The organism is Pseudomonas sp. xss_2 (assembly GCF_043104195.1).
Lineage (GTDB): Bacteria > Pseudomonadota > Gammaproteobacteria > Pseudomonadales > Pseudomonadaceae > Aquipseudomonas > Aquipseudomonas urmiensis.
Map to the genome: position 1 here is coordinate 1 of NZ_JBICKL010000046.1, position 19,431 is coordinate 19,431.

Annotated in this window: 18 protein-coding genes; 10 read left to right on the top strand and 8 right to left on the bottom strand. The window is 63.1% G+C overall.

Annotation, left to right across the window (positions count from 1 at the left end; translation table 11 throughout):
* Window positions 1-179: 179 nt before the first annotated feature.
* The gene (gene tcdA, locus ACF8K2_RS09320; RefSeq protein ID WP_186556248.1) at window positions 180-989 is read right to left on the bottom strand and encodes a tRNA cyclic N6-threonylcarbamoyladenosine(37) synthase TcdA; all 810 of its coding nucleotides are present in this window, start codon (window positions 987-989) and stop codon (window positions 180-182) included.
* Between the two features lie 260 nt (window positions 990-1,249).
* Here tcdA and ACF8K2_RS09325 point away from each other — a divergent pair, with 260 nt between their 5' ends.
* The 4 genes from ACF8K2_RS09325 to ACF8K2_RS09340 all read left to right on the top strand — a co-directional run bounded on the left by ACF8K2_RS09325 (window position 1,250) and on the right by ACF8K2_RS09340 (window position 6,406).
* Entirely contained in the window at window positions 1,250-3,850 is a 2,601-nt protein-coding gene (locus ACF8K2_RS09325; protein WP_392464502.1) for a glycosyltransferase, read from the top strand.
* 195 nt (window positions 3,851-4,045) lie between these two features.
* Window positions 4,046-5,197 (top strand): succinyl-diaminopimelate desuccinylase, encoded by a 1,152-nt coding sequence (gene dapE, locus ACF8K2_RS09330; protein ID WP_186556246.1) that lies wholly within the window; start codon window positions 4,046-4,048, stop codon window positions 5,195-5,197.
* The gene (locus ACF8K2_RS09335; RefSeq protein WP_392464503.1) at window positions 5,197-6,009 is read left to right on the top strand and encodes a putative RNA methyltransferase; all 813 of its coding nucleotides are present in this window, start codon (window positions 5,197-5,199) and stop codon (window positions 6,007-6,009) included. The genes dapE and ACF8K2_RS09335 overlap by 1 nt, the downstream gene beginning before the upstream one ends.
* 19 nt (window positions 6,010-6,028) lie before the next feature.
* Window positions 6,029-6,406, top strand: a complete 378-nt coding sequence (locus ACF8K2_RS09340) for a hypothetical protein (protein WP_186556244.1) — start codon at window positions 6,029-6,031, stop codon at window positions 6,404-6,406.
* 64 nt (window positions 6,407-6,470) lie between these two features.
* Here ACF8K2_RS09340 and ACF8K2_RS09345 read toward each other — a convergent pair whose 3' ends face one another.
* On the bottom strand, window positions 6,471-6,680 hold the full coding sequence (locus tag ACF8K2_RS09345; protein WP_186556243.1) for a cold-shock protein: 210 nt from the start codon (window positions 6,678-6,680) through the stop codon (window positions 6,471-6,473).
* Between the two features lie 233 nt (window positions 6,681-6,913).
* On the opposite strand from ACF8K2_RS09345, the gene plsB reads away from it, so the two are divergent.
* The 3 genes from plsB (at window position 6,914) to ACF8K2_RS09360 (ending at window position 10,596) form a co-directional block, all read left to right on the top strand.
* Complete coding sequence (gene plsB / locus ACF8K2_RS09350) at window positions 6,914-9,400, top strand: glycerol-3-phosphate 1-O-acyltransferase PlsB (protein WP_392464505.1); 2,487 nt, start codon at window positions 6,914-6,916, stop codon at window positions 9,398-9,400.
* A gap of 74 nt (window positions 9,401-9,474) precedes the next feature.
* On the top strand, window positions 9,475-9,873 hold the full coding sequence (locus tag ACF8K2_RS09355) for a YbaY family lipoprotein (RefSeq protein WP_392464506.1): 399 nt from the start codon (window positions 9,475-9,477) through the stop codon (window positions 9,871-9,873).
* A 33-nt stretch (window positions 9,874-9,906) separates the two neighbouring features.
* Window positions 9,907-10,596, top strand: a complete 690-nt coding sequence (locus ACF8K2_RS09360; RefSeq protein ID WP_186556239.1) for a DUF4197 domain-containing protein — start codon at window positions 9,907-9,909, stop codon at window positions 10,594-10,596.
* A 45-nt stretch (window positions 10,597-10,641) separates the two neighbouring features.
* Here ACF8K2_RS09360 and ACF8K2_RS09365 read toward each other — a convergent pair whose 3' ends face one another.
* Window positions 10,642-13,707 (bottom strand): efflux RND transporter permease subunit, encoded by a 3,066-nt coding sequence (locus ACF8K2_RS09365; protein WP_392464508.1) that lies wholly within the window; start codon window positions 13,705-13,707, stop codon window positions 10,642-10,644.
* A gap of 6 nt (window positions 13,708-13,713) precedes the next feature.
* The gene (locus ACF8K2_RS09370) at window positions 13,714-14,814 is read right to left on the bottom strand and encodes an efflux RND transporter periplasmic adaptor subunit (RefSeq protein WP_392464509.1); all 1,101 of its coding nucleotides are present in this window, start codon (window positions 14,812-14,814) and stop codon (window positions 13,714-13,716) included.
* Between the two features lie 171 nt (window positions 14,815-14,985).
* Between ACF8K2_RS09370 and ACF8K2_RS09375 the strand changes: the two genes are divergently transcribed.
* The gene (locus tag ACF8K2_RS09375) at window positions 14,986-15,627 is read left to right on the top strand and encodes a TetR/AcrR family transcriptional regulator (RefSeq protein ID WP_392464510.1); all 642 of its coding nucleotides are present in this window, start codon (window positions 14,986-14,988) and stop codon (window positions 15,625-15,627) included.
* Window positions 15,628-15,678: 51 nt separating this feature from the next.
* On the opposite strand, the gene ACF8K2_RS09380 is transcribed toward ACF8K2_RS09375, so the two are convergent.
* From ACF8K2_RS09380 to ACF8K2_RS09395, 4 genes are all read right to left on the bottom strand, one after another.
* Window positions 15,679-16,437 (bottom strand): collagen-like protein, encoded by a 759-nt coding sequence (locus tag ACF8K2_RS09380; RefSeq protein ID WP_186556235.1) that lies wholly within the window; start codon window positions 16,435-16,437, stop codon window positions 15,679-15,681.
* A complete protein-coding gene (locus ACF8K2_RS09385) occupies window positions 16,430-16,705 on the bottom strand; it encodes a DUF1145 domain-containing protein (RefSeq protein WP_264236354.1) in 276 nt (91 codons plus the stop codon). Before ACF8K2_RS09385 ends, ACF8K2_RS09380 begins: the two co-directional genes overlap by 8 nt.
* Before the next feature lie 96 nt (window positions 16,706-16,801).
* Window positions 16,802-17,524: an OmpA family protein gene (locus tag ACF8K2_RS09390; RefSeq protein ID WP_392464511.1), complete on the bottom strand. Its 723-nt coding sequence runs from the start codon at window positions 17,522-17,524 to the stop codon at window positions 16,802-16,804.
* 88 nt (window positions 17,525-17,612) lie between these two features.
* Complete coding sequence (locus ACF8K2_RS09395; RefSeq protein ID WP_392464513.1) at window positions 17,613-18,305, bottom strand: OmpA family protein; 693 nt, start codon at window positions 18,303-18,305, stop codon at window positions 17,613-17,615.
* Window positions 18,306-18,453: 148 nt separating this feature from the next.
* Here ACF8K2_RS09395 and ACF8K2_RS09400 point away from each other — a divergent pair, with 148 nt between their 5' ends.
* Complete coding sequence (locus ACF8K2_RS09400) at window positions 18,454-18,948, top strand: DUF6231 family protein (RefSeq protein WP_392464515.1); 495 nt, start codon at window positions 18,454-18,456, stop codon at window positions 18,946-18,948.
* Between the two features lie 4 nt (window positions 18,949-18,952).
* Window positions 18,953-19,429, top strand: a complete 477-nt coding sequence (locus tag ACF8K2_RS09405) for a YchJ family protein (RefSeq protein ID WP_392464517.1) — start codon at window positions 18,953-18,955, stop codon at window positions 19,427-19,429.
* Window positions 19,430-19,431 lie beyond the last annotated feature (2 nt).

The following is a 19,431-nucleotide window of genomic DNA, read 5'->3' on the forward strand; positions in this document are numbered from 1 at the left end:
CGCCTGAACCTGCGCGCATGAAGATCAAGAGCAGGCGAATCGCTGCGCTCTCGCCAAAGCCAAAGCCAAAGCCAAAGCCAAAGCCAAAGCCAAAGCCAAGTTTGTATTTTGATTTGTGGGGTTTGGCCTGGCCTCATCGCTTTGACTTTTCCCGGATGAGGCCTGAAGGAACGCTTGCGCTACTTCGCAACCACGCGTTCAGAAGGGCGCCGGGCGCCGGCTACGAGCTTCTCCACCGCTTTGCTCGCCGCCACCATGCCAAAGGTCGCCGTTACCATCATCACCGCGCCGAAGCCGCCGGAGCAGTCCAGGCGCACGCCTTCGCCGACGAAGCTTTTCTGCAGGCAGACACTGCCATCGCCCTTGGGGTAACGCAGCTGCTCGCTGGAAAACACGCAAGGTACCCCGTAGTTGCGCGAGGTATTGCGCGAGAAGTTGTAATCGCGGCGCAGGGTCGAACGCACCCGTGAGGCCAGCGGGTCGTTGAAGGTCTTGTTAAGATCACCGATCTGGATCTGGGTGGGGTCGATCTGCCCGCCGGCGCCGCCAGTGGTAACGATGCCGATCTTGCGCCGACGACACCAGGCGATCAGCGCCGCCTTGGCCATCACGCTGTCGATGCAGTCGATCACACAATCCATCTGCTCGGTGATGTACTCGGCCATGGTTTCGCGGGTGACGAAGTCAGCCACGGCATGCACTCGACAGGCCGGGTTGATCGCCCTCAGGCGCTCAGCCATGACCTCGACCTTGGCGCGCCCAACTTGGCCCTCCAGGGCGTGCGCCTGGCGGTTGGTGTTGCTCACGCAAACGTCGTCCAGATCGAACAAGCTGATTTCACCCACCCCGCTACGGGCCAGCGCCTCTGCGGCCCACGAGCCCACACCACCAATGCCGACAATCGCCACGTGGGCATCGCGCAGGCGTTGCAGCCCCTGGTCGCCGTACAACCGGGCGACGCCGGCAAAGCGTGGATCTTCTGTGCTCATGGCCAATACCCCGAAAAAACCGGCGCGCATTATACGCCAATCGAGCGCTCCCAGGGCCGCGGCACAGCGCCGCCAATTGGCACCTTCCCTACCATCCCTGCTTTAATGTCCTACCACGCAACCAGATATGGACGACAATAGAGCGGGATCAGAACTTCATCCTCTGCGGAAAATCCAATCAACTACCTTCCCAGGTAAGCGTAGGACTCACGCCCCTGTGGCGCCCGCCCCGCTCCCCTCATCGGAACCTTGAAACGCTTATGTCATCACGCAAATTCGGCCTCAACCTGGTGGTGGTGCTGGCCATCGCCGCGCTGTTCACCGGGTTCTGGGCGCTGATCAATCGCCCAGTGTCGGCCCCTGCCTGGCCGGAACAGATCTCCGGCTTCTCCTACTCGCCGTTCCGCTTGGGCGAAAGTCCGCAGAAAGGCCAGTACCCAAGTGACGATGAGATGCGCCAGGACCTGGAGCAGATGAGCAAGCTGACCGACAGCATTCGCATCTATACCGTCGAGGGCACCCAGGCCGAGATCCCCCGCCTGGCCGAGGAACTCGGCCTGCGCGTCACCCTGGGCATCTGGATCAGCCCCGATCAAGAGCGCAACGAGCGTGAGATCAGCAAGGCCATCGAGCTGGCCAACACCTCGCGCAGCGTGGTCCGGGTGGTAGTGGGCAACGAGGCGCTGTTCCGCGAAGAGATCACGCCTGAGGCATTGATCCAGTACCTGGATAGGGTCCGCGCGGCGGTGAAAGTACCGGTGACTACCAGCGAACAATGGCATATCTGGAAAGAACACCCAGAGCTGGCCAAGCACGTCGACCTGATCGCCGCGCACATCCTGCCGTACTGGGAGTTCGTGCCCATGCAGGACTCGGTGGAGTTCGTTCTCGACCGTGCCCGCGAGCTCAAGCTGCAGTTCCCCCGCAAACCGCTGCTGCTCTCGGAAGTTGGCTGGCCAAGCAACGGCCGCATGCGCGGTGGCGCCGATGCGACCCAGGCCGACCAGGCGATCTACTTGCGCACCCTGGTCAACACCCTCAACCGCCGCGGCTACAACTACTTCGTCATCGAAGCCTACGACCAGCCGTGGAAGGCCAGTGACGAAGGCTCGGTGGGCGCCTACTGGGGCGTGTTCAACGCCGAACGCCAGCAGAAATTCAACTTCGAAGGGCCGGTGGTGGCGATCCCGCAATGGCGGGCACTGGCGGTCGCGTCGGTGGTGCTGGCGATGCTCGCCCTGACCATCCTGTTGATCGACGGCTCGGCCCTGCGCCAGCGCGGGCGGACCTTCCTGACCTTCATCACCTTCCTGTGTGGTTCGGTGCTGGTGTGGATCGCCTACGACTACAGCCAGCAGTACAGCACCTGGTTCAGCCTGATCGTGGGCTTCCTGCTCGCGCTGGGTGCAATTGGCGTGTTCATCGTGCTGATGACCGAGGCGCACGAACTGGCCGAGACGGTGTGGACCGCCAAGCGGCGCCGGGAGTTTCTCCCCGTGCAGGGCGATTCTGCCTACCGGCCGAAGGTCTCGGTGCATGTGCCCTGCTACAACGAGCCACCAGAAATGGTCAAGCAGACCCTCGATGCCCTGGCCGCGCTGGATTATCCGGACTACGAAGTGCTGGTGATCGACAACAACACCAAGGACCCGGCGGTCTGGGAGCCGCTCAAGGCCCACTGTGAACTGCTCGGCGAGCGCTTCAAGTTCTTCCACGTCGCGCCGCTGGCCGGTTTCAAGGGCGGTGCGCTGAACTACCTGCTGCCACACACTGCCAAGGACGCCGAAGTGATCGCAGTGATCGACTCGGACTACTGCGTCGACCGCAACTGGCTCAAGCACATGGTGCCGCACTTCGCCGATCCGAAGATCGCGGTGGTGCAATCGCCACAGGATTACCGCGACCAGCATGAAAGTGCCTTCAAGAAGCTGTGCTACAGCGAATACAAAGGCTTCTTCCACATCGGCATGGTGACCCGCAACGACCGTGACGCGATCATCCAGCACGGCACCATGACCATGACCCGGCGCAGCGTCCTGCAAGAGCTGGGTTGGGCCGAGTGGTGCATCTGCGAGGATGCCGAACTGGGCCTGCGGGTATTCGAGAAAGGCCTGTCCGCCGCCTATGCGCACAACAGCTATGGCAAGGGCCTGATGCCCGATACCTTCATCGACTTCAAGAAGCAGCGTTTCCGCTGGGCCTACGGCGCGATCCAGATCATCAAGCACCACGCCCGCGCCCTGCTGCGCGGCAAAGGCAGCGAACTGACCCGTGGCCAGCGCTATCACTTCCTGGCCGGCTGGCTGCCGTGGGTCGCCGATGGCATGAACATCTTCTTCACCGTCGGCGCGCTGCTGTGGTCGGCAGCGATGATCATCGTGCCGCATCGGGTCGATCCGCCGCTGATGATCTTCGCCATTCCGCCGCTGGCGTTGTTCTTCTTCAAGGTCGGCAAGATCCTGTTCCTGTATCGTCGCGCGGTCGGCGTCGATCTGAAAGACGCCTTCGCCGCAGCGCTGGCGGGGCTGGCGCTGTCGCACACCATCGCCAAGGCGGTGTTGTACGGTTTCTTCACCAGCAGCATGCCGTTCTTCCGTACGCCGAAAAATGCCGACAGCCATGGCTTGCTGGTGGCGATTTCCGAAGCGCGCGAAGAGCTGTTCATCATGCTCTTGCTGTGGGGCGCTGCGGCCGGGATCTATCTGGTCCAGGGCCTGCCGAGCTCGGACATGCGTTTCTGGGTGGCGATGTTGCTGGTGCAGTCGTTGCCGTACCTGGCGGCATTGATCATGGCCTTCCTGTCGTCGCTGCCAAAGCCTGTGGCAAAGTCTGTTGAGCCCTCGACTGCTGCCCAAGGCTAAGGGGCATGTGGGAACGGGCTTATTCCGTGATAGCGAGCGTGGAATAAACATCGCTATCGCGGGGCAAGCCCGCCCCCACGCCCTTCCCTCAAGGTCATTGGCCTCTTGCCACCTGCCCTGGGCGTGCCCGGCGACATCATTTGATATAAGATAACGCCCCTGATTTCCCGCCTTGCCTTGCCCCCGGAGTCCCCCATGACGGCCCCAGCCGAGCTCTCGCCTACCCTTCAACTGGCCTGCGACCTGATCCGCCGCCCCTCGGTGACCCCGGTCGACGCCGACTGCCAGACCCAGATGATGAACCGCCTGGGCGCCGTCGGCTTCCAGCTCGAACCGATGCGTATCGAGGACGTCGATAATTTCTGGGCCACCCACGGCACCCAGGAAGGCCCGGTACTGTGCTTCGCCGGCCATACCGACGTGGTCCCCACTGGCCCGGTGCAGCAATGGCAGCACGAGCCGTTCGAGGCGCTGATCGATGCCGACGGCATGCTCTGTGGACGTGGCGCGGCCGATATGAAAGGCAGCCTGGCCTCGATGGTGGTGGCCAGCGAGCGCTTCGTCCACGACTACCCCAATCACCGTGGCAAGGTCGCCTTCCTGATCACCAGCGACGAAGAAGGCCCGGCCCACCATGGCACCAAAGCCGTGGTCGAGCGCCTGGTCGCGCGTAAAGAGCGCCTGGACTGGTGCATCGTCGGTGAGCCGTCGAGCACCAACCTGCTCGGCGATGTGGTGAAGAACGGCCGTCGCGGCTCGCTCGGCGCCAAGCTGACTGTACGAGGCAAGCAGGGCCATGTGGCCTACCCGCACCTGGCGCGCAACCCGATCCACCTGGCCGCGCCAGCACTGGCGGAACTGGCTGCCGAGCACTGGGACGAAGGCAACGCATTCTTCCCGCCGACCAGCTTCCAGATCTCCAACCTCAACTCGGGCACGGGCGCGACCAACGTGGTTCCGGGCGACCTGACGGCGCTGTTCAACTTCCGCTTCTCCACCGAGTCGACCGTCGAGGGCCTGCAGGCGCGCGTCGCCGCCATCCTCGACAAGCACCAGCTGGACTGGTCGATCGACTGGGCACTGTCGGGCCTGCCGTTCCTCACCGAGCCAGGTGATCTGCTCGATGCGGTATCGGCCAGCATCAAGGCGGTGACTGACCGTGATACCCAACCGTCGACCAGCGGCGGCACCTCCGACGGCCGCTTCATCGCCACCATGGGTACCCAAGTGGTCGAACTCGGCCCGGTCAACGCCACCATTCACCAGGTCGATGAACGCATCTTGGCTAGTGATCTCGACCTGCTGACCGAGATCTACTACCAGACCCTGGTGCGGTTGCTCGCCTGATGCTCGCCTGCCCGCTCTGCCAGGCAGCCCTGGCACCCCTGGACAACGGCGTAGTGTGCCCTGCCGGCCATCGCTTCGACCGCGCGCGCCAGGGCTACCTGAACTTGCTGCCGGTGCAGCACAAGAACAGCCGCGACCCAGGTGACAACCAGGCCATGGTCGAGGCCCGCCGCGACTTTCTCGACGGCGGCCATTACGCGCCGGTGGCGCGGCGCCTGGCCGAACTGGCTGCCGAGCGCCAGCCCGGCGTCTGGCTGGATATCGGCTGTGGCGAAGGCTACTACACCGGGCAAATTGCCCAGGCCCTGCCGGCGGCGCAAGGCTATGCCCTGGACATCTCCCGCGAGGCGGTCAAGCGCGCCTGTCGCCGCGCGCCAGAGGTGACCTGGATGGTCGCCAGCATGGCCCGCGTGCCGCTGGCCGATGCCAGCTGCCAGTTCATTGCCAGCGTGTTCAGCCCGTTGGACTGGCAGGAGGCTCTGCGCCTGCTCAACCCAGGCGGTGGCCTGATGCGGGTCGGACCGACCAGCGGCCACCTGATGCAATTGCGCGAGGTGCTCTACGATGAAGTACGCCCCTACGCCGACGACAAACACCTGGCATTGGTCCCGCAAGGCATGGCCCATGCTCATAGCGAGATCCTCGAGTTCCGCTTGAGCCTGGCCGAGCCCAAGGCCCGTGCCGACCTGCTGGCCATGACCCCACACGGCTGGCGCGCCAGCGCCGAGAAACGCGCACGGGTGATCGACCAGCCCGAGCCGTTCGAGGTCACGGTTTCCATGCGTTATGACTATTTCGTGCGCCAAGACTGAGCACACCCGGAGCCTTTTTATGCGCCAACCCGATATCGAGATCTACCTCAAGGACAGCGACGTCGACCACAAGCAGATTTCTGCCTGGCTCGCCCAAGCGCTGGGCCCTTGCAGCGAATGGAAGCAAAAAGGCCAGACCTGGAAATGCCAGGCCGGTAACATTCCGGTCACCTGGTTACCCAAGGCTGTAGGGAAATGGAACAGCCTGTACCTGGAAAGCGACCAGACCCCATGGGACGACGACATCGCCTGCGCACGCGCAGCCTTTGCCGCGCTCAACGTGGAAATACGTTGCGCACCGGGTAGCTGGGCGGAAGAACAAGGGGAAGAAGATGCCGATCGCTGGATCCGCATCAGTGCCGACGGTGAAGAGGAAATCACCTGGCGTACGAGCTGAAGCTCGTTGCGCTTGGCATCAGGCTGCAAGTTCCACGGTCAACTTGCAGCTTGAAGCTTGAGGCTTAAAGACCGACTACATCCTCGGCCTGCAGGCCTTTCTGGCCCTGGGTCAAGTTGTACTCGACCTGCTGCCCTTCGACCAGGCTACGATGACCCTCACCGCGGATTGCCCGATAGTGGACGAATACATCCGCACCACCTTCGCGCTGAATGAAGCCATAACCCTTGGCATCGTTGAACCACTTTACATTCCCAGTCTCACGAGACGACATCTGAACTACTCCGGTTTTTTATTGTGAAGATCGCCTTGCTGACACAGGTTCTCCACCCTGTGCCGACACAGCTTGCCGAAATATCCTGCAAGGTGCGGACCGAGTATATGACAGAGAACAAAGAAAATTCATGACCGCCCCGTGAATTGCAGATTTTTGCTGAACTTACGCCGATACGGCAGACTAACTGACTGTAAATAGACCCGATCCTCTCATCAGGGCACACACATTCCATGACCCGTTCTCCCTTGCGTCGCCTGATCTTCGGCGCCCTGCGCCGCGTGCTGTACCTATGGGTGCGCTCCGAGACCATCAACCAATCGTCCCTGACCCTCAAGCTCGATCGCAGCCGCCCGGTGTTCTACGCCCTGCCCTCGCCATCACTGACCGACCTGGCGGTGATCGATCGGGAGTGCACCAAGGCGGGGCTGCCGCGCCCGGTACTGCCCGTTGCCGTCGGCCCCTTGCAGGAACCCGCCGCTTTCTTCTACCTGACGCCAGACCCGGACTGGCTCGGTCGCCAGGATAAACGCGGTGCACCGCCAACGCTCGAGCGCCTGGTCGCAGCGATCAGCCAGCACGCGGAAGAAGACGCGCAGATCATTCCAGTGAGCGTGTTCTGGGGGCAGACCCCCGCCAGCGAATCGAGCCCATGGAAGCTGTTGTTCGCCGATAGCTGGGCCGTCACCGGCCGCCTGCGGCGCTTGCTGACCCTCTTGATTCTCGGACGCAAGACCCGCGTGCAGTTCTCCGCGCCCATCCACCTGCGCGAGCTGGTCGAGCACAACAAGGGCCACGAACGCACGGTGCGCATGGCTCAACGGCTGATGCGGGTGCATTTCCGCAACCTCAAGACGGCAGTGATCGGCCCGGACATTTCCCACCGGCGCAACCTGGTCAAGGGCCTGATCCACGACCCGCTGGTGCGCCAGGCCATCGCCGATGAAGCCGAGCGCGAGAAAATCCCGCTGGCCAAGGCCGAGGCCCAGGCACTGCGCTACGGCAACGAGATCGCCTCGGACTACACCTACACCGCGATCCGCTTCCTGGAAGTTGTGCTCAGCTGGTTCTGGAACAAGATCTACGACGGCATCAAGGTCAATCACATCGAGCAGGTGCAGGGCATCGCCCCCGGCCACGAAGTGATCTACGTGCCGTGTCACCGCAGCCATATCGACTACCTGCTGCTGTCGTACCTGCTGTTTCGCAATGGCCTGACCCCGCCGCACATCGCTGCCGGCATCAACCTCAATATGCCGGTGATCGGCGGGCTGCTGCGGCGCGGCGGGGCGTTCTTCATGCGCCGCACCTTCAAGGGCAACCCGTTGTACACGGCCGTTTTCAACGAGTACCTGCACACCCTGTTCACCAAGGGTTTTCCGGTGGAGTACTTCGTCGAAGGCGGGCGTTCGCGTACCGGGCGCATGCTGCAACCGCGCACCGGCATGCTGGCGATCACCCTGCGCAGTTTCCTGCGTTCCTCGCGTACGCCGATTGTCTTCGTGCCGGTGTATATCGGCTACGAGCGCGTGCTGGAAGGCCGCACTTACCTGGGCGAGCTGCGCGGCGCAAGCAAGAAGAAGGAGTCGATCTTCGACATCTTCAAGGTCATCGGCGCGCTGAAGCAGCGCTTCGGCCAGGTCTACGTCAACTTCGGTGAACCGATCCGCCTGGCCGGCTTTCTCGACCAGCAGCAACCTGGCTGGCGCGAGCAGGCGCTCGGTCCGCAGTTCCGCCCGGCCTGGCTAAATGAAACCACCACCCGCCTGAGCGAAACCGTGGCCCGCCACCTCAACGAGGCGGCAGCGATCAACCCGGTCAACCTGGTGGCCCTGGCGCTGCTTTCGACCAGTCGCCACGCCCTCGACGAACGCGCGCTGGTGCGCATTCTCGACCTGTACCTGGCGCTGCTACGCCAAGTGCCCTACTCGTCGCACACCACCTTGCCCGAGGGCGATGGCCTGGCCTTGATCAAGCACGTGCGGGGCATGGACCTGCTGGCTGAGCAGAACGATGCGATGGGCCGCATCCTGTATCTGGATGAAGCCAACGCGGTTTTGATGACCTACTACCGCAACAACGTCATGCATATCTTCGCCCTTCCAGCGCTACTGGCGAGCTTCTTCCAGAGCAGTTCACGGATGAGCCGCGAGCTGATCGGCCAGTACGTCAAGGCGCTGTACCCGTACCTGCAGGCGGAGCTGTTCCTGCGCTGGACGCCTGAGCAACTGGACGAGGTCATCGATCAGTGGCTGGCAGCTTTTGTCGAGCAAGGCCTGCTGCGCTTCGAAAACCAGGTCTACCTGCGCCCGGCACCGAGCTCGCGGCAGTTCGTGCTGTTGACCTTGCTGGCCCGCACCATCACCCAGGCCCTGCAACGCTACTACATGGCCACCTCGCTGCTGCTCAACAGCGGCCAGCAGACCTTGAGCGCCGAGGAGCTGGAAGACCTGTGCGTGATGATGGCCCAGCGCCTGTCGATCCTGCATGGCCTCAATGCTCCGGAGTTCTTCGACAAGACCCTGTTCCGCCATTTCATCCAGACGCTGGTGCAACAAGGCGTGCTGCGCCCGGACAGCAACGGCAAGCTTGGTCATCACGACAAGCTCGGCGAGCTGGCCGAAGGGGTGGCCAAGCGTGTGCTGTCGGCTGAGCTGCGTCTGTCGATCCGCCAGGTAGCGCTGCACCGTGAGGATGCGCTCGCGGCAAGCCCGAGCTGATACCCACCCACGACGAAAATCCGCTAAAGTCCCTGGGGTTGGCCACAAGCCAGCCCCAGGACTACGGAGATTCCATGAAAAAGCTCGTTATGCTGTGTTGCGCATCCCTGCTCGCAGCCTGTTCCAGCACCACCCCGTCGAACCAGGCCAGCCTGGATGGCGAAGTCTTCTACCTGCAGCGCATTGCCTTGCCACCGGCCGCTACCTTGAGCGTGAGCCTGCAAGACGTATCGCTGATGGACGCTCCCGCCGTGACCCTGGCCAGCCAGGCCGGCCCAGTCAAGGGCAATGTACCGCTGCCGTTCCACCTGACCTACGACCCAGCCCAAATCAAACCCGGCCATCGCTATGCGGTCAGCGCGCGCATCGAACTGGACGGCAAGCTGCTGTTCATCAATACCGAACACCACGGCGTCCAGCTCGACGGCAGCGATGTGCAGCCGGTGCGGATCAAGGTCGATCCGGTTCGCTGATCCCCGTTCATTCATTTGCATAAGGAAGTACCCATGATTCGCTCCTCCCTGCGCCTCACCACCCTGTGCGCCGGCCTGCTGCTGTCCGCCAGCGCCCTGGCGGTGTCGCTTGGCGACCTGACCCAGAACGATGCGGCTGGCGGCCTGAAGGACGCCCTGACCCAAGGCGCACAAGTTGCCGTCAAGCAACTGAGCACCCCAGGCGGTTTCAGCAACAATCCGGACGTGCGTATCGAGCTGCCGGGCAATCTGGGCAAGGCCGCCAAGGCGATGAAGATGTTCGGCAAGGGCGACCAGGTCACAGCCCTGGAAGACAGCATGAACAAAGCTGCCGAAGCTGCGGTGCCACAGGCGCAGGCGATTCTGGTCGATGCCGTGAAGAAGATGACCGTGACCGATGCCAAGGGCATTCTCAGCGGTGCAGATGACTCGGCAACCCAGTACTTGAACAAGAGCAGCCGCGAGCAGATTCGCGCCAAGTTCCTGCCGATCGTCAAGGCCGCCACCGACAAGGTTGGCGTGGTTCAGCAGTACAACAGCTTCGCCGGCCAGGCTTCGGCCCTGGGCCTGGGCGATGCCAAGAGCGCCAACGTCGAGAGCTACGTGACCGAGAAGGCCCTTGACGGTCTGTTCGAGATGATCGCCAAGCAAGAGCAGAGCATTCGCCAGAACCCGGCCCAGGCGGCGACCAGCCTGGCCAAGAAAGTCTTCGGCGCCCTCTGATGTAACTGTTGAAGTGTTGGGGCCGCGTTGCGGCCCCAATTATCTTCAGTCTTTCCTGACCCTGAACCACGCCGCATACAAAGCCGGCAAGAACAACAGGGTCAACACCGTGGCGACGATCAAGCCCCCCATGATCGCCACCGCCATCGGCCCATAGAACACGCTGCGCGACAGCGGAATCATCGCCAGCACCGCCGCCAACGCGGTCAGCACGATCGGCCGGAAGCGCCGCACCGTGGCCTCGATGATCGCCTGCCAACGTTGCATGCCAGAGGCGATATCCTGCTCGATCTGGTCGATCAGGATCACCGAGTTACGCATGATCATCCCCGCCAGGGCGATGGTGCCGAGCATGGCGACAAAGCCAAACGGCTGGCGGAACACCAGCAGGAACAGGGTCACGCCAATCAGCCCTAGCGGGGCTGTGAGGAACACCATCACCGTGCGCGAGAAGCTGCGTAGCTGGATCATCAGCAGGCTCAGTACCACCACGATGAACAGCGGCATGCCGGCATTCACCGACTTCTGCCCTCGCTCGGAGTCTTCAACCGTGCCGCCCACCTCCAGCAGATAACCGTCTGGCAAGCTGGCGCGTACGTCCTGCAGAGTCGGCGAGATCTGCTTGACCAAGGTCGCCGGCTGCTCCTTGTCATAGATATCGGCACGTACGGTGACCGTCGGCAGGCGATTGCGGTGCCAGATGATGCCCTCTTCAAAGCCGTACTCCAGCGTCGCCACCTGCGACAGGGCAACGCTTTGGTCATTCTCGGTGGGCAATGCCAGGCTGCCGAGATTGGCCAGGTCACTGCGCTCTTGTTGAGTGCCGCGCAGGAGGATCTCGATCAGCTCGTTGTCTTCGCGGTACTGGCTCACCGTACTGCCGGTCAACGAACTCTGCAGGAAGCTCGCCAGGTGCGAAGTGCTCACGCCCAAGGCACGCGCACGGTCCTGGTCGATCTCCAGGAACACCGCCTTGCTCGGCTCTTCCCAATCCAGGTGCACGTTCACCACGTGCGGGTTTTCCCGCACCTTGTCGGCGACTTTACGGGCCAGTGCGCGGACCTTCTCGATGTGCTCGCCGGTCACGCGGAACTGCACCGGGTAGCCCACGGGTGGGCCGTTTTCCAGGCGCGTGACGCGCGAGCGGAGCTCTGGGAACTGCTCATCGAGCGTGGCGATCAGCCAGCTACGCAGCGCTTCGCGATCTTCCAGGGATTTGGCCAGGACCACGAACTGGGCGAAGCTCGCCGCCGGCAGTTGCTGGTCCAGCGGCAGGTAGAAACGCGGAGAGCCAGTGCCGATATAGGCCACGTAGTTGTCGATGCCATCCTGGGCCTTGAGCAGCCCTTCGAGTCGCTTGACCTGTTCGGCGGAGTTGCTCAGCGAGGCGCCTTCGGCCAGTTTCAGGTCGATCATCAACTCAGGCCGGCCCGAGGCCGGGAAAAACTGCTGGGGCACGAAGCGGAACAACAGGATGCTGCCGACAAAGGCGGCGATGGTCAGCAGGATGACTGTCTTGCGCCGCCGCACGCACCACTCCACCACGCGCCGTACGCGTTGATAGAACGGTGTGGCGTATGGGTCTGGCGCATGCCCATCGCTGCCGTGGCGCGCCGCGTGCAGCTTGGCCAGATCCGGCAGCAGCCTCTCACCCAGATAAGGCACGAACAACACCGCCGCGACCCACGAGGTGAGCAAGGCGATGGTCACCACCTGGAAGATCGACCGGGTGTACTCGCCGGTGCTCGACGCCGCCGTCGCGATCGGCAGGAAGCCCGCCGCCGTGATCAGGGTGCCGGTGAGCATCGGGAAGGCGGTGCTGGTCCAGGCGTAACTCGCCGCCTTGAAGCGGTCGAACCCCTGTTCCATCTTGATCGCCATCATTTCCACGGCAATGATCGCGTCGTCCACCAATAGGCCCAAGGCCAGTACCAGCGCCCCAAGCGAAATCTTGTGCAGGCCGATACCGAAGTAATGCATGGCGGCGAAGGTCATGGCCAGCACCAGCGGAATCGCCAGGGCCACGACCAGGCCGGTGCGCAGCCCGAGCGAGAAGAAGCTCACCAACAAGACGATGACCAACGCCTCGACCAGCACCTGGACGAACTCGCCAACACCGGCCTTCACCGCTGCCGGCTGGTCGGACACCTTGCGCAGCTCCATCCCCGCCGGCAGGTTGTGCGCCAGCCGCTCGAACTCGCCTTCAAGAGCCTTGCCCAGCACCAGAATGTCGCCGCCCTCCTTCATCGACACCGCCAGCCCAATGGCATCCTCGCCCATGAAGCGCATGCGCGGCGCGGGCGGGTCGTTGAAGCCGCGGTGCACCTCGGCCACATCGCCAATCCGGAAGGTGCGGTCGCCGACCCTGATCGGGAACTGGCGGATCTGCTCGACACTGTCGAAACGTCCACTGACGCGCAATTGCAGACGCTCGCTGGCGGTTTCGAAGAAGCCTGCGGTACTCACCGCATTCTGCTCCTGCAGCGCTTGCTGAACCGCCGCCAGCGGCACACCGAGGGTGGCCAGCTTGAGGTTGGACAGCTCGATCCAGATCTTCTCGTCCTGCAGGCCGATCAGCTCGACCTTGCCCACATCCTTGACCCGCTGCAGCTGGATCTGGATGCGGTCGGCGTAGTCCTTGAGCACGGCGTAGTCAAAGCCGTCGCCGGTCAGCGCATAGATATTGCCGAAGGTGGTGCCGAATTCGTCATTGAAGAATGGCCCCTGGATTTCCGGTGGCAGGGTGTGGCGAATGTCTGCGACCTTTTTGCGAATCTGGTACCACAGCTCCGGAATATCCTTGGAATGCAGCGAATCGCGGGCCATGAAGGTCACCTGCGACTCGCCCGGGCGGGAAAACGAGACGATCTTCTCGTACTCGCCCGTCTCCATCAGCTTCTTTTCGATGCGCTCGGTCACCTGGCGCGAGACCTCCTCGGCCGTCGCCCCGGGCCAGATGGTGCGGATGACCATGGCCTTGAAGGTGAACGGCGGATCCTCGCTCTGCCCCAGTTTGCTGTAGGACATCGCGCCAATGGCCGCGAGCAGGATCATCAGGAACAGTACGATCTGGCGATTGCGCAGCGCCCAGGCGGAAAGGTTGAAACCCATCGGGACTTACTCCTTGGCCGCCAGGTCTACTTCACGGTTGGTGCGATCCACCGGTCGCACTTGCTGGCCTTCGCGCAATACATGGCCGCCTGCGGCAACCACCCAGTCGCCGGCTTCGAGGCCTTCGAGCACGGGCACGCTATCCGCGCCATAAGCGCCCAGGCGCACTGCGGCGCGGTGCAAGCGTTTGTCCTGGCCGACACGCCAGACGTAGGCCTGGCCTTGTTCGGCAGTCACCGCCGACAGCGGCACCGACAGCGGCACCTGGCCGTTGTGGGCAATGAACACCCGCGCGCTCTGGCCCAGTTCGGCCGGCGTCTTGGTCGAATTGAAGGCAATTCGCGCGGCAAAGGTGCGCGAGCGTGGGTCGGCTGCTGGCGACAGCTCGCGGATATGGGCCTCGAAACGCTGGTTGGGGTGCGACCACAGTTCGACGCTGACCTTCTGCCCCACCGCGAAGCGGGCGAACTGCTGCTCTGGCAGGCCAATGACCACTTCGCGTTCGCCATCGGCGGCCAGGGTAAACACCGTTTGCCCGGCGGCCACGACCTGGCCGACCTCGACTTGACGCTTGGCGATCACCCCCGCCTGCGGCGCACGCAGCACGGCGTAGTCGGCCTGGTTGCCAGCGACATCGAACTCGGCCTTGGCCTGTTTCAGACGGGCAAGCCCGGCGCGATAGAGGTTCTCGGCGTTGTCGTAGAGCGAGCGGCTGACCATCTGTCGATCGAGCAGCTTCTGGTAGCGGTCACGCTCGGCCTGCACCAGGGCCAGATTGGCTTGGGCGGCGGCCAGTTGAGCGCGGTTAGCTTCCAGTTGCAGGCGGACGTCTTGCGGGTCGAGTTCAGCCAACGGCTGCTCGGCCTTGACCCGCTGGCCCTCCTCGACCAAGCGCTTGCTGACCTTGCCGGCGATGCGGAACGCCAGCTCCGGCTCGAACCGCGCTCGCACCTCACCCGGGTAGCTGTCGGCAGCCGCAGCGGCTGGTTGGGGCTGAACCACCAAGGCCGGGCGGGGTGCGGCCGGTGCGGCGGTCTGCTGACCACAGGCGGCCAGCAGCAAGGCCGCTGCGGCAGGCAAAGCGATGGACAAGGCATGACGCAACATGATGAATGACCTTTCGCGAAGAGCACTTCGAATATTTATACTGCCGAGTATATTAAATCAGGGAACCGAAGCCGGGAAGCTGGCGTCGCACAGATAATCAACATTAACGATTGGTCGCTGATTGCAGCCGGAGCGCGCCTGACCCGGTAAGATGGGCGACTGTTCACCTAGATGCGGATTCCAATGTCCAACGACGCACCCATCGGCCCTGGCCGGCCGAAGGACCTGGCCAAACGAGAGGCCATCCTCGAAGCGGCCAAGGCGCTGTTCCTCAGCCTTGGCTATGCCAACACCAGCATGGATGCGGTCGCTGCGGCGGCAGGTGTTTCAAAACTCACGGTCTACAGCCACTTCACCGACAAGCAGACCTTGTTTGGCTCTGCGGTAATGGCGACCTGTCAGACGCAATTGCCTGAGCTGATCTTCGAATTGCCCGACGGCGTGCCGTTGGATCAGGTGCTGTTAAACATCGCCCGCGGCTTCCAGGCGCTGATCAGCAGTGACGAGTCGGTGAAATTGAGCCGTTTGATCATTGCCCTGGGCAGCCAGGACCCAGGCTTTGGCCAGTTCTTCTATGAAGCGGGGCCCAAGCGGGTACTGGGCGAGATGGAGGCGCTGCTACGCTCGGTGGCTGAGCGTGGGTTGTTGCAGATCGATAACCCCTTGCGAGCGGCCGAGCACTTCTTCTGCCTGATCAAGGGCGCACCGGATTATCGCTTGCTGCTGGGCTGTGCGCCGGCGTTGTCGGTGGAGGAGGCAGAGGTGCATGTGCGCGAAGTGGTGGGCTTGTTTATGCGGGCTTATCAGTTTTAGGTTTTCACCTCATCGCGGGCTTGCCCCGCGATGAGGCCCATGCCAATTAAATTACAGCCGCTGCAAAATCAACTCTCCCGCAGCCCCCGCCAACCCAGGTTGCCCCGGCTCACCCGCACGCCCATTGGCCCCAGCATCGGTGCGATACACCAGACAGCCTTTGCTAGAGCCTCCTGCCCCAGCCTTGCCGGCAGCACCCGGCTTACCCGGCGCACCGCCCTCCAGACGAACCTGAACACGTTCCTGCGGATAGCCCTCAGGCAAAGCAAGACGGATCCGCCCACCGGCCGCGCCGTCATGGCCATTGCCGCCATTGTCGCCATTAGCCCCACGACTAGCCTGGCCCCAGGTGCAACCACCGGCCTTGCCATTGGCACCATCGAGGCCGACATACCCAGGCGCCCCTGCCCCACCGCGAGCATCGATCGCCAGCCGATCCGCGTCCAGCGCATGCAACTGCACATCCAGATTGCGCCCCGGTCGAGCAGCCCGCTCATAGCTGCCCGGCGCGCCTGGCGCACTGATCTCACTGCCCTCGGCAAAACGGGCATTGCCCGCTTCGATACTCAAGGCCGTTTCAGCGGGCGCCACGGCAATTCGCGCATCACGGCCAAGCTCCAGCTGATCGACTTTCAGCGAGGTCAGCGACGCCGGTAGCAACAACGTCGCAGAATCCGCAACGCGTAGGTGCTCAAGATGCACGCTGCTGGCTTTATTGGCCAAACGCAGCACCGAATGGGCGGCGACTTCCAGGCTTTCGGCGTGAGCCAGCGGGCTGGTCAATGCAACCAGCAACATCAATTTACGCACGGCGCGGCGCCTCCTGCGGCTTGGGAATGGACATTACATGGAAAATACCCGTCAGCAGGATCTGCAGACGGTCGAACCAGCGGTGGCTGCGTTGGCGCAGGCTAGCGTTGAAGAACAGCACTTCGAGCACATGCAGGCTCAGCAGCAAGATACCCGCAGCATTGATCAGTAGATTGAACGGCAGCGGCTGGGGCATCAGCCAGTTCACCAGCACCACCCACCAGAACACCACGGTCAGGGCCTTGCCCAGGCCCAGGATGAACTTCATACCCCGCCCCCTGAGTTGTTGTTATGACGAAGCGGCCCGTTCGAGCGGGCCGATTCGACAACAGTAACCGCATGGCAGAAAGCGCGCCAGAGGGGTTCAGTTCAGGTGCAGTTCCACCCGTCGGTTGAGCGCGCGGCCTTCCTCGGTGTCGTTGTCGGCCACCGCCTCGCTCTTGCCGCGGCCTTGGCTGGTCACCTTGCTGGCCGCCACTCCCTGGCTGATCAGGTACTCGGCGACACTGCTGGCACGGCGTTCGGACAAGGTTTGGTTATAGCTGTCGGAGCCTACTGCATCGGTATGGCCAATGACCTTGATGCTCGTCACGCTGGGGTCATTGAGCTTGGGCAGCACATCATGCACTCGCTGCTGGGCGGCAGGCGTGAGGGTGGCCGAGTTGAACGCGAACAGCACCTGGCCTTGGTCGTCCAAGGTGATCACCTGGGAAGTGGCTTCAGGCTCTTGCGGCGTTCCGCTGGCAGGCGGATAACCCACGAACGGACAGCCCATATGATCGACCTGGGTGCCTGCCGGCGTATCCGGGCAGCGGTCGCGGCGGTCGAAGACGCCGTCGCCATCCTCGTCGCCATCCTGGGCATAGCAGATCAGACCGCCCGCGATCGCTCCGGTTGCGCCAAGCCCGGCCGCCCAACTGGAACTCTCGATAGCGCCAAGGCCACCGCCGGCCAGCCCGCCTAGCAGGCTGCACAGTGGCCAGGTCCTTTGATTGAGGGGCGCACTGCCGTCACTGTGGGTTGCGCAGCCTGTGAGCAGACTTGACGCCAACAGTAACGGCAGAGCCGCCTTCGACATAACACTCATGGTGAATGCTCCTGTGTCACCGGCCGCTACCGGTCTGACAGGAGTAAAGACGCGCCCGCGCCACTTCTCAAGGCGCGGGCACGTGCCATCAACGCTGGATCTTGATTTCCGTACGCCGGTTCATGGCCCGCCCATCAGCGCTAGCGTTGTCGGCAACAGGCTGGGTTTCGCCAGCGCCAACCACCGAGACGAAGCTGCTGCGCGGCACGCCACTTTCAACCAGGTAATCAGTGACCGAATGGGCCCGACGCTCGGACAGTTTCTGGTTGTAGCTGTCGGAGCCGACGCTATCGGTATGCCCGGTAACGCTCAAGCGAGCGCTGGCCGCCTCTTGCTTCAATCGTGTCGCGATGGTGTTCAAACGCTCCTTGTCGGCGGCGGTCAGGCGGGCGGAGTCGAATTCGAAGTGAACGTCGCGAATGACAATGACTTCTTCCTTCTCGACCACCACTTCCTCGACCACGGCAACCGGCTCAGGCGGGCAGCCATTGGCGTCGACCTGCACCCCACGCGGGGTACCAGGGCACTTGTCGCGGCTGTCAGGCACGCCATCGCCATCTTCGTCACCATCGCCGTGGGCCCAGCAGTAACCCGCCGCCAGGCCACCGCCCAGTAGCGCGCCCCAACCCGCCCAGCTGGAACTCTCGATGGCGCCAAGCGCTGCGCCGCTCACACCCCCGACGGCAGCACACTTCGGCCAGTCGGTTTTTTGCAAACCTGCACAACCAGTCAACACACTGGTGAGCAGTACCAGGGGTATCGCTGTGCGTACTATGCTCATTTTGTTGCTTCTCCTAGGGGGAATCGGCAGATGGCCGATCTCTGGGAGTAAAGACTGCACATTTCCTCTCTGCCAGCGATAAGCCACGATGCGCTTTGCCCGCGCGCCGGGGACGGCTAGTCTTGAACACCCCCAACGAGGATTGGCAATGACCGACGGTTTTTCCCAACGCACCCCGCAACAGGCACTGGCAGCCCTGCTAGAGCGCTTCACGCCGCAGCGGCTGTTGCTGGTGGGCACGCGCTTTCCCGCCCTGGACGCGTTCGCCCAGGCCCACCCCGAGGTCACGATAGAAGTGGCCGAACCCGGCGCATTGCCGGCACCCGTAGCGGCGCAACGTTACGATCTGGCCGTGCTGGTCGATTGCCTGGAGCACCTGCCCAAGCGCAACGGCTTGCAACTGCTCGGCGGCATCCGCAACCTCAATGCCAGCCGGGTCGCGGTATTGGCCGACCTGGCCGCCTGCGGCTGGCACGAGACCGATTTCTTCTCCCTGGCAATGTCAGCCAGCGAGAAATTCCGCCGTGACCAGCAGGTATTGAGCCTGTTCACCTATGATCTACATGACTACAAGCAAGTCCCGGACTGGCTCAACGCCAGGTTCTGGGCCAACCCTGAAAATTTTGGCAAGTATTGGTGGTGATTTGATGAGTGTCTCGGTCTGCCCCTGTGGCAGCGGCAACCTGCTCGACGCCTGCTGCGGGCATTATCATTCCGGTACCCCGGCCCCGGACGCGCAGGCGTTGATGCGTTCGCGCTACAGCGCCTACGTGCTGGGCCTGATCGACTATCTGGTGGCGACCACCCTGCCTGCCCAGCAAGCGGACCTGGATCGCAACGCAATCGCGGCGTGGAGCGCGCAAAGTACCTGGCTGGGCCTGGAAGTGGAGAGCGCCGAGGTGCTCGGCGGCCAACCCGAGCATGCCTTCGTCACCTTCACCGCGCGCTGGCACGATGCACAAGGCGAGCATGCCCATCGCGAACGCTCGGCCTTCGTCCAACGAGATGGGCGCTGGTACTTCATCGACCCGACCGTACGCCTGAAGGCCACGCGCAACGACCCCTGCCCCTGCGCCAGCGGGCAGAAATTCAAGAAATGCTGTTCCAGTTACGTCGGTAGCTGAGC